Origin of the sequence: Pseudomonas sp. MIL9 (assembly GCF_016887925.1) — a bacterium.
Taxonomy (GTDB): Bacteria; Pseudomonadota; Gammaproteobacteria; order Pseudomonadales; family Pseudomonadaceae; genus Aquipseudomonas; species Aquipseudomonas mohnii.
Genome location: NZ_JAFEHE010000009.1, coordinates 50,135 through 63,629 on the forward strand (window position 1 = coordinate 50,135; position 13,495 = coordinate 63,629).

General features: G+C 60.6%; 12 protein-coding genes. 7 read left to right on the plus strand and 5 right to left on the minus strand.

From position 1 onward, the window contains the following. Nucleotides 1–76 precede the first annotated feature (76 nt). Both hemB and ppk1 read left to right on the plus strand, forming a co-directional pair. Nucleotides 77–1,090, plus strand: coding sequence for a porphobilinogen synthase (gene hemB / locus JQF37_RS12065; protein WP_130205680.1), 1,014 nt, complete (start codon nucleotides 77–79; stop codon nucleotides 1,088–1,090). 18 nt (nucleotides 1,091–1,108) lie between these two features. Further along, on the plus strand, nucleotides 1,109–3,331 hold the full coding sequence (gene ppk1 / locus JQF37_RS12070; RefSeq protein WP_130205682.1) for a polyphosphate kinase 1: 2,223 nt from the start codon (nucleotides 1,109–1,111) through the stop codon (nucleotides 3,329–3,331). A gap of 94 nt (nucleotides 3,332–3,425) precedes the next feature. On the opposite strand, the gene ppx is transcribed toward ppk1, so the two are convergent. The 5 genes from ppx to JQF37_RS12095 form a co-directional block, all read right to left on the minus strand. Beyond that, nucleotides 3,426–4,928 carry an exopolyphosphatase gene (gene ppx / locus JQF37_RS12075; protein ID WP_130205835.1) on the minus strand — a complete coding sequence of 501 codons (1,503 nt, stop codon included), beginning with the start codon at nucleotides 4,926–4,928 and terminating at the stop codon, nucleotides 3,426–3,428. A gap of 166 nt (nucleotides 4,929–5,094) precedes the next feature. Then, the gene (locus JQF37_RS12080; RefSeq protein ID WP_103402899.1) at nucleotides 5,095–5,832 is read right to left on the minus strand and encodes an amino acid ABC transporter ATP-binding protein; all 738 of its coding nucleotides are present in this window, start codon (nucleotides 5,830–5,832) and stop codon (nucleotides 5,095–5,097) included. Next, nucleotides 5,819–6,469: an amino acid ABC transporter permease gene (locus JQF37_RS12085; protein ID WP_130205684.1), complete on the minus strand. Its 651-nt coding sequence runs from the start codon at nucleotides 6,467–6,469 to the stop codon at nucleotides 5,819–5,821. Before JQF37_RS12085 ends, JQF37_RS12080 begins: the two co-directional genes overlap by 14 nt. Next, entirely contained in the window at nucleotides 6,466–7,146 is a 681-nt protein-coding gene (locus JQF37_RS12090; RefSeq protein ID WP_130205686.1) for an amino acid ABC transporter permease, read from the minus strand. Before JQF37_RS12090 ends, JQF37_RS12085 begins: the two co-directional genes overlap by 4 nt. 22 nt (nucleotides 7,147–7,168) lie before the next feature. Continuing rightward, nucleotides 7,169–7,954, minus strand: a complete 786-nt coding sequence (locus JQF37_RS12095; RefSeq protein WP_047534861.1) for a transporter substrate-binding domain-containing protein — start codon at nucleotides 7,952–7,954, stop codon at nucleotides 7,169–7,171. A gap of 256 nt (nucleotides 7,955–8,210) precedes the next feature. Here JQF37_RS12095 and JQF37_RS12100 point away from each other — a divergent pair, with 256 nt between their 5' ends. From JQF37_RS12100 to JQF37_RS12120, 5 genes are all read left to right on the plus strand, one after another. Further along, on the plus strand, nucleotides 8,211–8,918 hold the full coding sequence (locus JQF37_RS12100) for a FadR/GntR family transcriptional regulator (RefSeq protein WP_130205688.1): 708 nt from the start codon (nucleotides 8,211–8,213) through the stop codon (nucleotides 8,916–8,918). A 119-nt stretch (nucleotides 8,919–9,037) separates the two neighbouring features. Next, the gene (gene trxA / locus JQF37_RS12105; protein ID WP_003206727.1) at nucleotides 9,038–9,367 is read left to right on the plus strand and encodes a thioredoxin TrxA; all 330 of its coding nucleotides are present in this window, start codon (nucleotides 9,038–9,040) and stop codon (nucleotides 9,365–9,367) included. 247 nt (nucleotides 9,368–9,614) lie between these two features. Continuing rightward, complete coding sequence (rho, locus tag JQF37_RS12110) at nucleotides 9,615–10,874, plus strand: transcription termination factor Rho (RefSeq protein ID WP_017845130.1); 1,260 nt, start codon at nucleotides 9,615–9,617, stop codon at nucleotides 10,872–10,874. A gap of 142 nt (nucleotides 10,875–11,016) precedes the next feature. Further along, on the plus strand, nucleotides 11,017–12,483 hold the full coding sequence (ubiD, locus tag JQF37_RS12115) for a 4-hydroxy-3-polyprenylbenzoate decarboxylase (RefSeq protein ID WP_130205690.1): 1,467 nt from the start codon (nucleotides 11,017–11,019) through the stop codon (nucleotides 12,481–12,483). Beyond that, on the plus strand, nucleotides 12,483–13,451 hold the full coding sequence (locus tag JQF37_RS12120) for a CDP-6-deoxy-delta-3,4-glucoseen reductase (RefSeq protein ID WP_130205692.1): 969 nt from the start codon (nucleotides 12,483–12,485) through the stop codon (nucleotides 13,449–13,451). Before ubiD ends, JQF37_RS12120 begins: the two co-directional genes overlap by 1 nt. The last annotated feature ends 44 nt before the right edge of the window (nucleotides 13,452–13,495 follow it).

Consider the following 13,495-nt stretch of genomic DNA (forward strand, 5'->3'; position numbering starts at 1 on the left):
CATAACTGTCACGCGATCGTCATAATGGCCGCTTATAACTGTCACGCTCGCACGCCAGCGGGCTCAGGAGTCTGCCGTGAGCTTTACCCCCGCCAACCGTTTGTTCCCTGCAACCCGCCTGCGCCGCAACCGCCGTGATGATTTTTCGCGTCGTCTGGTTCGTGAAAACGTGTTGACCGTCGATGATCTGATTTTGCCGGTGTTTGTGCTGGACGGTGAAAACCGTCGCGAAGCGGTCGCCTCGATGCCGGGCGTCGAACGCCTGACCATCGATCTGTTGCTGGAAGAAGCGGCCAAATGGGTCGAGCTGGGGATTCCGGCGCTGGCGCTGTTCCCGGTGACGCCGCCGGAACTCAAGTCGCTGGACGCCGCCGAAGCCTGGAACCCCAACGGTATCGCCCAGCGTGCCACCCGCGCCCTGCGTGCGCAGTTTCCTGAGCTGGGCGTGATCACCGACGTCGCGCTGGACCCGTTCACCACCCATGGCCAGGACGGCATTCTCGACGAAGAAGGCTATGTGCAGAACGACATCACCGTCGACGCACTGGTCAAGCAGGCCCTGTCCCATGCCGAAGCCGGCGCTCAGGTGGTGGCCCCGTCGGACATGATGGACGGCCGCATCCAGGCCATTCGCGAGGCGCTGGAACTGGCCGATCACGTCAATGTGCGGATCATGGCCTACTCGGCGAAGTACGCCAGTGCCTATTACGGGCCGTTCCGCGATGCCGTCGGGTCGGCGCTGAACCTGGGCAAGGCCAACAAAGCCTCCTATCAGATGGACCCGGCCAACAGCAACGAAGCCCTGCACGAAGTGGCGGCTGACTTGTCAGAAGGCGCAGACATGGTCATGGTCAAGCCTGGCATGCCCTATCTGGACATCCTCTGGCGGGTCAAGGAAGAATTCAAAGTGCCGACTTTTGTTTATCAAGTCAGCGGCGAGTACGCCATGCACATGGCAGCGATCCAGAATGGCTGGTTGAGTGAAGGGGTGATCCTCGAATCCCTGACCGCCTTTAAACGTGCCGGCGCTGATGGCATCCTGACGTACTTTGCCGTTCGCGCAGCTCAATTGTTACGAGAGCAAAAATAGCCCTCCCAGGAACATGTGATGAATACCGAAGGACTGACTGAAGTTGCCGTAAAAGACGCTCAACCCGTGGTGGAGCAAATCGCCGAAACCCCGCCGGAATTGGAGCCTGCTCCGCCTGTGGTGGTCGCCGAAACCGCTGCGGCAGCGCCAGCGATTGTCATTCCAGGCCTGGATGACAGCAGCCTGTACATCCACCGCGAGCTGTCGCAACTGCAGTTCAACATCCGCGTACTGGAACAGGCGCTGGATGAGTCCTACCCGTTGCTGGAGCGGTTGAAGTTTCTGCTGATCTTCTCCAGCAACCTGGACGAGTTCTTCGAAATTCGCGTGGCCGGCCTGAAGAAGCAGATCACCTTCGCCCGTGAACAGGCCGGCGCCGATGGTCTGCAACCCCATCAGGCCCTGGCCCGCATCAGCGAACTGGTGCATGGGCACGTTGATCGTCAGTACGCGATCCTCAACGACATTCTGTTGCCGGAGCTGGAAAAACATCAGGTCCGCTTCATCCGTCGGCGTTACTGGACGACCAAGCTCAAGACGTGGGTTCGCCGCTATTTCCGCGACGAGATCGCCCCGATCATCACCCCGATCGGCCTCGACCCGACGCACCCGTTCCCATTGCTGGTGAACAAGAGCCTGAACTTCATCGTCGAGCTCGAAGGCATCGACGCCTTCGGTCGCGATTCCGGTCTGGCGATCATCCCGGCACCGCGTCTGTTGCCACGGATCATCAAGGTGCCGGAAGAAGTCGGTGGCCCTGGCGACAACTATGTATTCCTGTCGTCGATGATCCACGCTCACGCCGATGACCTGTTCCAGGGCATGAAGGTCAAGGGCTGCTATCAGTTCCGCCTGACCCGTAACGCCGACCTGGCGCTGGACTCCGAGGATGTCGAGGACCTGGCCCGCGCCTTGCGCGGCGAACTGTTCTCCCGTCGCTACGGTGACGCGGTACGCCTGGAAGTGGCCGATACCTGCCCGAAACACCTGTCCGACTACCTGCTCAAGCAGTTCAACCTGAGCGAGACCGAGTTGTACCAGGTCAACGGCCCGGTGAACCTGACGCGACTGTTCAGCATCACCGGCCTGGACAGCCAGCGCGAGCTGCAATACCTGCCGTTCACGCCGCAGATCCCGAAACTGCTGCAGAACAGCGAAAACATCTTCAGCGTGATCAGCAAGCAGGACATCCTGTTGCTGCACCCATTCGAGTCGTTCACCCCGGTGGTCGACCTGCTGCGTCAGGCGGCAAAAGACCCGCACGTTCTGGCCGTACGCCAGACCCTGTACCGTTCTGGCGCCAACTCGGAAATCGTCGACGCGCTGGTGGATGCCGCACGTAACGGCAAGGAAGTCACCGCCGTCATCGAATTGCGTGCGCGGTTCGACGAAGAGTCCAACCTGCAGCTGGCCAGCCGTCTGCAAGCGGCGGGGGCGGTGGTGATCTACGGCGTGGTCGGTTTCAAGACCCACGCCAAGATGATGCTGATCCTGCGTCGCGAGGCCGGTGAAATCGTGCGTTACGCGCACTTGGGCACGGGTAACTACCACGCCGGCAACGCCCGCCTGTACACCGACTACAGCCTGCTGACCTCCGACGATGCCTTGTGCGAAGACGTCGGCAAGCTGTTCAGCCAGTTGATCGGTATGGGTAAGACGCTGCGCATGAAGAAGCTGCTGCATGCGCCGTTCACCCTGAAGAAGGGCATGCTCGACATGATTGCCCGCGAAACCCAGTTCGCCCTCGACGGCAAACCGGCGCACATCATCGCCAAGTTCAACTCGCTGACCGATCCGAAGATCATCCGCGCGTTGTACAAGGCCAGTCAGTCAGGCGTGCGCATCGATCTGGTGGTGCGTGGCATGTGCTGCCTGCGGCCGGGCATCGCCGGGGTTTCGCACAACATTCACGTGCGCTCGATCATCGGCCGTTTCCTGGAACACACGCGGGTCTTCTATTTCCTCAACGGCGGTGAAGAGCAGATGTTCCTCTCCAGTGCCGACTGGATGGAGCGCAACCTCGACAAGCGCGTCGAGACTTGCTTCCCGGTGGAAGGCAAGAAGCTGATCATGCGGGTCAAGAAAGAGCTGGAGCTTTATCTCACTGATAACACCCACAGCTGGAGCCTGCAGTCGGACGGTCGTTACATCCGTAACACGCCAACCGGCAACCAGAACCCGCGCAGCGCCCAGGCGACGCTGCTGGAGCGTTTGGGCAGCCCGATCCTGGCCGTGCGTTAACGCCGGCCAGTTGTAAAAAATGGCGATCCCAAGGGGTCGCCATTTTTGTTTTCGCCGCCGTCCCTGCAGGAGCGAGCTCGCTCCTACAGGGGGTTCAGCGCACGCTCAGGACGATATCGACCCGCGTCAGCCATTCCGCTTCGATGGCGAAGTCGGCCTGGGTCAGCTGGTTGTCGTCCAGCCAGTTTTCCGGGAACACCACTTCCAGGCTGTTGCCATTGGCGTTCAGTTCCACCTGAGGCATTTGCTGGGTGCCGCGGATGTGATGGAACAGGATCGCGAAGCGCAGCAGCACGCACAGGCGAATCAGCTTGATGCCGTCATCGCCGAAATCGGCAAACTTGTCCTTGGGAATGTTGCGTCGGTGGCCGCGCACCAGCAGCGCGAGCATCAATTGGTCTTCGCGGGAGAAGCCGGCCAGGTCCGAGTGTTCGATCAGGTAGGCGCCATGCTTGTGGTACTGGTAGTGGGCGATGTCCAGACCCACTTCATGGACCTTGGCGGCCCAGCCGAGCAGTTCGCGCCAGACACCGTCTTCCAGATCCCAGTCCTTGGCCACTTGATCGAACGCATGCAGGGCCTTGCGCTCGACCCGCACCGCCTGTTCCAGATCGACGTGGTAGCGCTCCATCAGCGAGGTCAGGGTACGCTCACGCACGTCTTCGTGATGATGGCGACCCAGCAGGTCGTAGAGCACGCCTTCACGCAGCGCGCCTTCACAATGGTCCATGCGTTGCAGTTCGAGGGCGTCGAAAATGGCTTCGAGAATCGCCAGGCCGGCCGGGAAAATGGCGCGACGGTCCGGTTTGATGCCTTCGAAGTCGATTTTCTCGACGTCGCCGAGCTTGATCAGTTTGCGCTTGAGCCAAGCCAGGCCCTCGGCGTTCACTTCCCCCGTGCCGTGACCACCCGCCTTCAGCGCCAGGCCGATGGCGCGGATGGTGCCCGAGGAGCCGATGGCTTCATCCCAGGTCAGGCGATGCAGGGCGTGTTCGATGCTCATGATCTCCAGGCGTGCCGCCGTGTACGCCTGGGCGTAGCGGGCCGGGGTGATCTTGCCGTCCTTGAAGTAGCGCTGGGTGAAGCTGACGCAGCCCATCTGCAGGCTTTCGCGCAGCAGGGGTTCGAAACGCTGGCCGATGATGAACTCGGTACTGCCGCCGCCGATGTCGGCCACGAGGCGTTTGCCCGGGGTGTCGGCGAGGGTGTGGGAGACGCCCAGATAGATCAGGCGCGCTTCTTCACGGCCGGAAATGACTTCCACCGGATGGCCGAGTATCTCTTCGGCGCGGTGGATGAATTCAGCCCGGTTGCGGGCTTCGCGCAGGGCGTTGGTGCCAACGATGCGCACGGCGCCCAGTGGCATACCGTTTATCAGTTGGGCGAAGCGTTTCAGGCAATCGAGCCCGCGCTGCATCGATTCTTCGCTGAGCTTGCGCTCCTCGTCGATGCCGGCCGCCAGCTGAACCTTCTCCCCGAGACGCTCGAGAATGCGGATTTCGCCGTTCTGGGCCTTGGCCACGACCATGTGAAAGCTGTTGGAGCCCAGGTCGATTGCGGCGATCAGGGACAGATTCTTGGCTTGGGATTGCGGCATGGTCAGGCTCTCGGTCGATAACCCTGCCATCGTGCCACGATCAAAGGCTGCCGCCAACGCGTAGGTGACCGCTTCGCGGTCAATCGCGAGCAGGCTCGCTCCCACAGGACCCCCATGTGGGAGCGAGCCTGCTCGCGATGACGGTCTTTACGACGCCGAAGATCCGTCAGCCCGCTGCTTCCACGGTCCCAATGAAATTCGCCAGCTCCGCCGTCTGTGGATTGGCGAACAGCACTTTCGGATCCCCCACTTCATGCACCTTGCCCTGATGCATGAACACCAACTTATCCCCAACCTCCCGGGCAAAGCGCATTTCGTGGGTGACCATGATCAGCGTCATGCCCTCCCTGGCCAGTTGCCGGACCACGCTGAGCACTTCGTTGACCAGCTCCGGGTCCAGCGCCGAGGTGATTTCATCGCACAGCAGTACTTTCGGTGACATCGCCAGCGCACGGGCAATCGCCACGCGTTGTTGCTGCCCACCGGACAGTCGATCAGGGAAGGCATCGAATTTCTCGCCCAGCCCGACGCGTTCCAGCATCTGCCGCGCCAGCTCGGCGGCCCTGGCTTTCGGCACTTTCTGCACCACTTGCGGCGCGAGCATCACGTTTTCGCCCACCGTCAGGTGCGGGAACAGGTTGAACTGCTGGAACACCATGCCGACTTTTTGCCGCAGGCTGCGCAGGTCCGCGCGGGCGGCGTCGAGGTATTCGCCGTCGACTTCGATGACGCCGTCGTTGATCGATTCCAGACCGTTCAGGGTGCGCAGCAGGGTCGATTTACCCGAGCCGCTGCGCCCGATGATTGCCACCACCTGGCCTTCCTCGACACTCAGGTCGATGCCTTTGAGCACATGGTGATCGCCGTAGTATTTATGCAGGGCGGAAATTCTAAGCAGAGGCATGCAGTCTCCTTTCCAGGTAGCGCGCACTGAGGGACAAGGGGTAGCAGAGCAAGAAGTAGCCGAGGGCAACGAGGCCGTAGACCATGAACGGTTCGAAGGTGGCGTTGGCAAGCATGCCGCCGGTTTTGGTCAGCTCGGTGAAACCGATAATCGAGGTCACGGCGGTGCCCTTGACCACTTGCACCGAAAAGCCCACGGTCGGCGCCACGGCGATGCGCAGTGCCTGCGGCAGGATGACGTAGCGCAACTGTTCCAGTCGGCTCAGCGCCAGGCTGGACGAGGCTTCCCACTGGCCGTTGGGGATCGACTCGACGCAACCCCGCCAGATCTCCGCCAGATAAGCGCTGGTGAACAGGGTCAAGGCGAGCGCTGCTGCCGCCCACGGCGAAATCTCCACCCCGGCCAACGCCACGCCGAAGAACACCAGAAACAGCTGCATCAGCAGCGGCGTGCCCTGGAACAGTTCGATGTAGGTGCGGGCAACGTTGCGCGGCAGGGGACTGTCCGAGATGCGCATCACCATGATCAGCAGCCCGATCAAGCCGCCACCGATGAACGCCACCAGCGACAGCGCCAGCGTCCATTGCAGGCCTGTGAGCAGGTTGCGCACGATGTCCAGGAAGGTGAAATCGCTCATCGGCTGCTCCTTGCGCTGTTTCTTGCGACAAACCGATGACCGATCCAGTTGAGCAACTGGCGGATCAGCAGGGCCATGCACAGGTAGATCAGCGTGGTCAGGGCGTAGGTTTCAAAGGCGCGGAAGTTGCGCGACTGAATGAAGTTGGCGGCGAAGCTCAGCTCTTCCGTGGCGATTTGCGAACACACGGCCGAGCCGAGCATGACGATGATGATCTGGCTGCTCAGGGCTGGCCAGACTTTGCCCAGCGCGGGCAGTAGCACCACGTGACGGAACGCTTCGAAGCGCGTCATCGCCAATGCCGCCGCGGCCTCCAGTTGACCCCGTGGAATCGCCTGGATGCCGGCGCGGATGATCTCGGTGGAGTAAGCGCCCAGGTTGATCACCATCGCCAGCACCGCGGCCTGCCATTCGGAAATCTGCAGGCCCAGCGACGGCAGGCCGAAGAAGATGAAAAACAGCTGCACCAGGAATGGCGTGTTGCGGATCAACTCGACATAGACGCCGAAAATCCCGGCGAACGGGCGGATGTTCCACGCCCGCACCAACGCTCCCACGATGCCGACACTCACCCCGAGCACCGCGCCAATGGCCGTCAGCTCAAGGGTGAACAGCGCACCGCGCAGCAGCAGATCGGTGTTTTGCACCACCGGCAGGAAATCGAACTGATAAGCCATATAGGGGCTCCTGCACGCAGAGTCAGAGGTCGGCCGGCAGCGGTTCTTTCAGCCAGGTCAGGGCGTTTTTCTCCAGGGCGCCATCGCCCTTGGCGGTGACGAGGATCTGGTTGACCTTGTCCAGCAGTGCCGGCTCGTTCTTGTTCACGCCGACATAGACCGGTGAATCCTTGAGCTTCACTTTCAGCGCGGGCACGCGTTTCGGACTTTTCTCGCTGATCGCCACCATCACCACGTTGCCGCTGGCGATCAGGTCGACCTGACCGGCCAGGTAAGCGGCGATGGTCGAGTTGTTGTCCTCGAAACGCTTGATGGTCACGCCTTCGGGGGCGACCTTGGTCAGTTCGATGTCTTCGATGGCGCCACGGGTGACGCTGATGGTTTTGCCCTTGAGGTCGTCCAGGCTCTTGACGTTGGCGTCTGGCGGACCGAACACGGCCAGGTAGAACGGCGCGTACGCCCGGGAGAAGTCGATGACTTTTTCGCGCTCAGGGTTCTTGCCAAGGCTGGAGATCACCAGGTCAACCTTGCCGGTGGTCAGGAACGGGATCCGGTTGGTGCTGTTGACCGGCGTCAGTTCGAGTTTGACCTTGAGCTGGTCGGCCAGCAGCTTCGCGGTGTCGATGTCGAGGCCGCGTGGCTTCATGTCCGGGCCGACCGAGCCGAAGGGCGGAAAGTCCTGAGGTACGGCGACTTTGAGGACGCCACGCTTGAGCACATCTTCCAGACCGTCGGCGTGGGCGGGTGCCTGGCTCAGCATCAGGCTGGCAAACAGGGCAGCGAGTAGGGCGCTGTAACGCTGGATCATGGCAAATCTCCGAATCGGCGAGGAGTAATTTCTGCGATTCGACAGAGCACGGGGCATGCCAAGATAGGGTTTTCCGGGTGCCAGGCCGCGGTTTTACTGGTGTGGCAAGGTCTTACTGGTCTGAACAGTCAGGTGTTATTTCGCACCTCGATGGCGCATCTGTGAAAATCGCCGAACCCCCATGGGGCACGACTTGCCGGACGCCGTGAATAGCTTTACAACTACCCGCACATTGGCCTGGTTCGTCTGGAAAACCATGAACTCGATCTCCCGCGCCGTACCTGAAGTGGCGCTGCAAGCCATCCGCAAACTGATCACCGAACAAGGTTTCGGGCCGGGCGATGCCTTGCCCTCGCAACGGGACCTGGCGGTGCAATTGGGGGTCAGTCGGGCGTCGTTGCGCGAAGCGTTATCGTCGCTCAGTGCGTTGGGTGTCATCAGTATCCAGCCGGGCAAAGGCGTGTTCGTGCAGTCGCCCGTGGAACTGCCGCGAGGCGAGGGCGCGCCGAGCTGGCCGTTCGCGGCCCAGGCTTCGCCGTTGGATATCTTTCAATTGCGCTATGCGCTGGAGGGGTTCGCTGCGGGTCTGGCCGCCGTGACCTTGAGCACCGATGAGCTTGATGCGCTGGAAGATAATGTCGCCGCCATGCGCAACGAACTGAAGACCGGGGACTTTGAGGCCGCGGCGCGTCTGGACTTCGAATTCCATCGGCGCATTCTGCTCGCCAGCGGCAACCAGGCGATGCTGAGCATCCTGACCGCCAGTGCCGACATCTTCCTGGAAAGCCAGAAACTACCGTTCATCCGGGCCGAGCGGGCCATGGAGACCTGGCAGGAGCACCGTAAAATCCTTCGTGCGCTGGCCCGGCGGGCCTCGGGCGCCGCCCAGAAAGCCATGCATGAGCACGTGCGCAATGCCGCACTGCGCACTGGAATCGCTTTCGTCGCTCCCGCCATGACGTGACTTGGGCTATACCCAAACTCATGGAACACCATAGCGAGACTCAATCATCTGCGGCTTCCTGAACACGGGAAGGGCGGCTATGATGGGCCACGTTTTTGCTTACAACCCCGGAGAATTCCATGAGCAGCGATCTTATCAAACACGTTAGCGACGCTAGCTTCGAGGCCGATGTACTCAAGGCTGAAGGCGCTGTACTGGTCGATTACTGGGCTGAATGGTGTGGCCCTTGCAAAATGATCGCTCCTGTTCTGGACGAAATTGCCGAGACTTACAAAGGCAAGCTGACCGTTGCCAAACTGAACATCGACGAAAACCAGGAAACCCCGGCCAAGCATGGCGTGCGTGGCATTCCGACCCTGATGCTGTTCAAGAACGGCAACGTTGAAGCGACCAAGGTCGGCGCGCTGTCGAAGTCGCAGTTGGCGGCCTTCCTCGACGCCAACATCTAAGCGTCGATGCCGTGTTATTGAAAAGGCCCCGTAAATTGCGGGGCCTTTTTCGTTGCTGAGGGCTAGACGCTCCGAAACTCAGGTGTTACATTCGGCCCCGCACTGGTTTCTCCAGTGCCCCCTGCTAGCCGTCGCCGACGCTCTCCTTTTCGAATAAGTACGCGATCCTGTCGCCTTCTCCGCGGCGCGGCCTCATTAAGCCAAAAGCTTAATTTCCCCCCTCCATAAATGATTACGTCATTCCTATATGAATCTGACTGAACTCAAGCAAAAGCCGATTACCGAACTGCTCGAATTGGCCGAACAGATGGGCATAGAAAATATGGCCCGTTCGCGCAAGCAGGACGTGATTTTCTCCCTGCTGAAAAAGCACGCGAAAAGCGGCGAGGAAATCTCCGGTGATGGCGTGCTGGAGATTCTCCAGGACGGCTTCGGCTTTCTCCGCTCTGCAGACGCCTCTTATCTCGCCGGCCCAGACGATATCTACGTCTCGCCGAGCCAGATCCGTCGCTTCAACTTGCGCACCGGTGACACCATCGTTGGCAAGATCCGTCCTCCGAAGGAAGGCGAGCGTTATTTCGCGCTGCTCAAGGTCGATACGATCAACTTCGACCGTCCGGAAAACGCGAAAAACAAGATTCTCTTCGAGAACCTGACCCCGCTGTTCCCGACCGTGCGCATGAAGATGGAAGCCGGTAACGGTTCCACCGAAGACTTGACCGGTCGTGTCATCGACCTGTGCGCCCCGATCGGCAAAGGCCAGCGCGGTCTGATCGTTGCACCGCCGAAAGCCGGTAAAACGATCATGCTGCAGAACATCGCGGCCAACATCGCGCGCAACAATCCTGAAGTTCATCTGATCGTGCTGCTGATCGACGAACGTCCGGAAGAAGTAACCGAAATGCAGCGCACCGTGCGCGGCGAAGTGGTTGCCTCGACGTTCGACGAGCCGCCAACCCGCCACGTGCAGGTTGCCGAAATGGTGATCGAGAAGGCCAAGCGCCTGGTCGAGCACAAGAAAGACGTGGTGATCCTGCTCGACTCCATCACCCGTCTGGCCCGTGCCTACAACACCGTGATCCCGAGCTCCGGCAAGGTGCTGACCGGTGGTGTCGATGCCCACGCCCTGGAGAAACCGAAACGTTTCTTCGGTGCCGCACGGAACATCGAAGAAGGCGGCTCGCTGACCATCATCGCCACCGCACTGGTTGAAACCGGTTCGAAGATGGACGAAGTGATCTACGAGGAATTCAAAGGCACCGGCAACATGGAACTGCCTCTGGATCGCCGTATCGCCGAAAAACGCGTCTTCCCGGCGATCAACATCAACCGTTCCGGCACCCGCCGCGAAGAGTTGCTGACCGCAGACGACGAGTTGCAGCGCATGTGGATCCTGCGCAAGCTGCTGCACCCGATGGACGAAGTGGCTGCCATCGAGTTCCTGATCGACAAGCTGAAAACGACCAAGACCAACGACGAGTTCTTCCTGTCGATGAAGCGCAAGTAAGACGATCAGGTCTTCAGAAGCCGGGGAAACCCGGCTTTTTGCTATCTGTTTTTTGATCAAACGCCAGTTCGTGGTTCTGAACCGAAGGGTTCGGCGCTAAACTGCCAGCCCCCGAACGCCACGGCCAAAACGAGGCTCACGCATGCAGTATCGCGACTTGCGCGACTTTATCAGCGGCCTGGAACAGCGCGGAGAACTCAAGCGCATCCAGGTTCCGGTGTCCCCTGTGCTGGAAATGACCGAGGTCTGTGACCGTACGCTACGTGCCAAAGGCCCGGCGCTGTTGTTCGAAAAACCAACCGGTTATGACATTCCAGTGCTCGGCAACCTGTTCGGGACGCCTGAGCGCGTCGCACTGGGCATGGGCGCGGAAGCGGTCAGCGAGCTGCGCGAGATCGGCAAGCTTCTGGCGTTCCTCAAGGAACCCGAGCCGCCGAAGGGGCTGAAAGATGCCTGGTCCAAGCTGCCGATCTTCCGCAAGATCATCTCGATGGCGCCCAAGGTCGTCAAAGATGCCATCTGCCAGGAAGTGGTCATTGAAGGCGACGATGTCGATCTTGCCATGTTGCCGGTACAGACCTGTTGGCCTGGCGATGTCGCCCCGCTGATCACCTGGGGCCTGACCGTCACCAAGGGCCCGAACAAGGATCGCCAGAACCTCGGTATCTATCGCCAGCAAGTGATTGGCCGCAACAAGGTCATCATGCGTTGGTTGAGTCATCGTGGTGGCGCGCTGGATTACCGTGAGTGGTGCGAGAAGCATCCGGGCCAGCCGTTTCCCGTGGCCGTGGCGCTGGGCGCGGATCCCGCGACCATCCTCGGCGCCGTGACCCCGGTGCCCGATACCCTCTCCGAGTACGCCTTCGCCGGCCTGCTGCGCGGTAACCGAACCGAGCTGGTGAAGTGCCGTGGCAACGACCTGCAAGTACCGGCCACGGCTGAAATCATCCTTGAAGGCGTGATTCATCCAGGCGAAATGGCGGACGAAGGTCCGTATGGCGACCACACCGGTTACTACAACGAAGTCGACAGCTTCCCGGTGTTCACGGTCGAGCGCATTACCCACCGCATCAAGCCGATTTACCACAGCACCTACACCGGGCGTCCACCGGATGAACCGGCGATTCTCGGGGTGGCGTTGAACGAAGTATTCGTGCCGATCCTGCAGAAGCAGTTCCCGGAGATCACCGATTTCTACCTGCCGCCTGAAGGTTGCTCGTATCGCATGGCCGTCGTGACCATGAAGAAGTCGTATCCGGGCCATGCCAAGCGGGTAATGCTCGGCGTCTGGTCGTTTTTGCGACAGTTCATGTACACCAAGTTCGTTATCGTCACTGACGACGATATCAACGCACGGGACTGGAACGACGTGATCTGGGCCATCACCACGCGCATGGACCCCAAGCGCGACACGGTGATGATCGAAAACACGCCGATCGACTACCTCGACTTCGCCTCTCCGGTGTCCGGTCTGGGCTCGAAGATGGGGCTCGATGCCACGCATAAATGGCCGGGCGAAACGACGCGGGAATGGGGTCGGGTCATCGTCAAGGACGAAGCCGTGACCAAGCGGATCGATGCCATCTGGAATCAGTTAGGAATAGATTGATGCGTGTAACTTTGCAGCCCTCCGGAGCAGTGCTGGATATTCTGCCCGGCGAGCGGATTCTCGATGGCGCACGCCGTCTGGGTTATGAATGCCCGCAAAGCTGTCGTAACGGTAATTGCCACGTGTGTGCCGCGCTGCTGGTGGAAGGGCGTGTCGAACAGGACGGCGGTGTGCGCGACCATGGCGAGTTCTACACTTGCATAGCAGAGCCGCTGGAAGACTGCATCGTGCTGTGGGATGGCGTGCTCGCGCTGGGAGAATTGCCGGTGCGCAGTCTTTCGTGCCAGGTCACCAGTTGTACCGACGTCGGCGGTGATACCTGGCGGGTACGACTGCGGGCCCCGGCCGGCAAGCCGCCGCGCTACCATGCGGGCCAGTACCTGATGATTCATCGGGACAACGGCGAAAAGTCGTCCTTTTCCCTGGCCTCGGCCCCTTCCTCCGGGCGTGATCTGGAAATCCATGTGCTGGCGCGCGAAGCCAGCGCGCTAAACCTGATCAAGCAACTGCAGCGCGACACGATGGTGCGGATCGACATGCCGTTCGGCGACACGCACCTGGCCGAGTTGCCGGACGGCCCATTGGTATTGATTGCAGCGGGCACCGGCATGGGCCAGGTCCACGGCCTGATCGAACATTGTCGCGCCACCGGCTTCAAGCATCCTGTGCATCTGTATTGGGGGGTGCGTCGTCCCGAAGACTTTTATCAAATCGAGCATTGGGACGAATGGCTGAAGTTGCCCAACCTGTTCCTGCATAAAGTCGTCAGCGATCAATGCGGATGGCAGGGGCGCTGCGGCATGTTGCATGAAGCCGTTTGTGAAGACTTTCCCGATCTCAAGGCGCTGCACGTGTACGCCAGTGGCTCGCCGGCGATGGTCTACGGCACGCTGGATGCGCTGGTCGAGGCCGGGATGGACGCCCATCAGATGCGCGCCGACGTATTTGCATACGCGCCACGATCTTGATCCGCGCGCTTGACCGAGCCCTTGATCGCCACCCGGCAGGCCCT

Excerpts from the sequence above, each read along its gene's own strand:
- rho (WP_017845130.1), top strand. The coding sequence starts at position 9,615 with ATGAATCTGACTGAACTCAAGCAAAAGCCGATTACCGAACTGCTCGAA.
- JQF37_RS12080 (WP_103402899.1), bottom strand. The coding sequence starts at position 5,832 with ATGCCTCTGCTTAGAATTTCCGCCCTGCATAAATACTACGGCGATCAC.
- JQF37_RS12090 (WP_130205686.1), bottom strand. The coding sequence starts at position 7,146 with ATGGCTTATCAGTTCGATTTCCTGCCGGTGGTGCAAAACACCGATCTG.
- JQF37_RS12095 (WP_047534861.1), bottom strand. The coding sequence starts at position 7,954 with ATGATCCAGCGTTACAGCGCCCTACTCGCTGCCCTGTTTGCCAGCCTG.
- trxA (WP_003206727.1), top strand. The coding sequence starts at position 9,038 with ATGAGCAGCGATCTTATCAAACACGTTAGCGACGCTAGCTTCGAGGCC.
- JQF37_RS12085 (WP_130205684.1), bottom strand. The coding sequence starts at position 6,469 with ATGAGCGATTTCACCTTCCTGGACATCGTGCGCAACCTGCTCACAGGC.
- ubiD (WP_130205690.1), top strand. The coding sequence starts at position 11,017 with ATGCAGTATCGCGACTTGCGCGACTTTATCAGCGGCCTGGAACAGCGC.
- ppk1 (WP_130205682.1), top strand. The coding sequence starts at position 1,109 with ATGAATACCGAAGGACTGACTGAAGTTGCCGTAAAAGACGCTCAACCC.
- JQF37_RS12100 (WP_130205688.1), top strand. The coding sequence starts at position 8,211 with ATGAACTCGATCTCCCGCGCCGTACCTGAAGTGGCGCTGCAAGCCATC.
- JQF37_RS12120 (WP_130205692.1), top strand. The coding sequence starts at position 12,483 with ATGCGTGTAACTTTGCAGCCCTCCGGAGCAGTGCTGGATATTCTGCCC.
- ppx (WP_130205835.1), bottom strand. The coding sequence starts at position 4,928 with ATGCCGCAATCCCAAGCCAAGAATCTGTCCCTGATCGCCGCAATCGAC.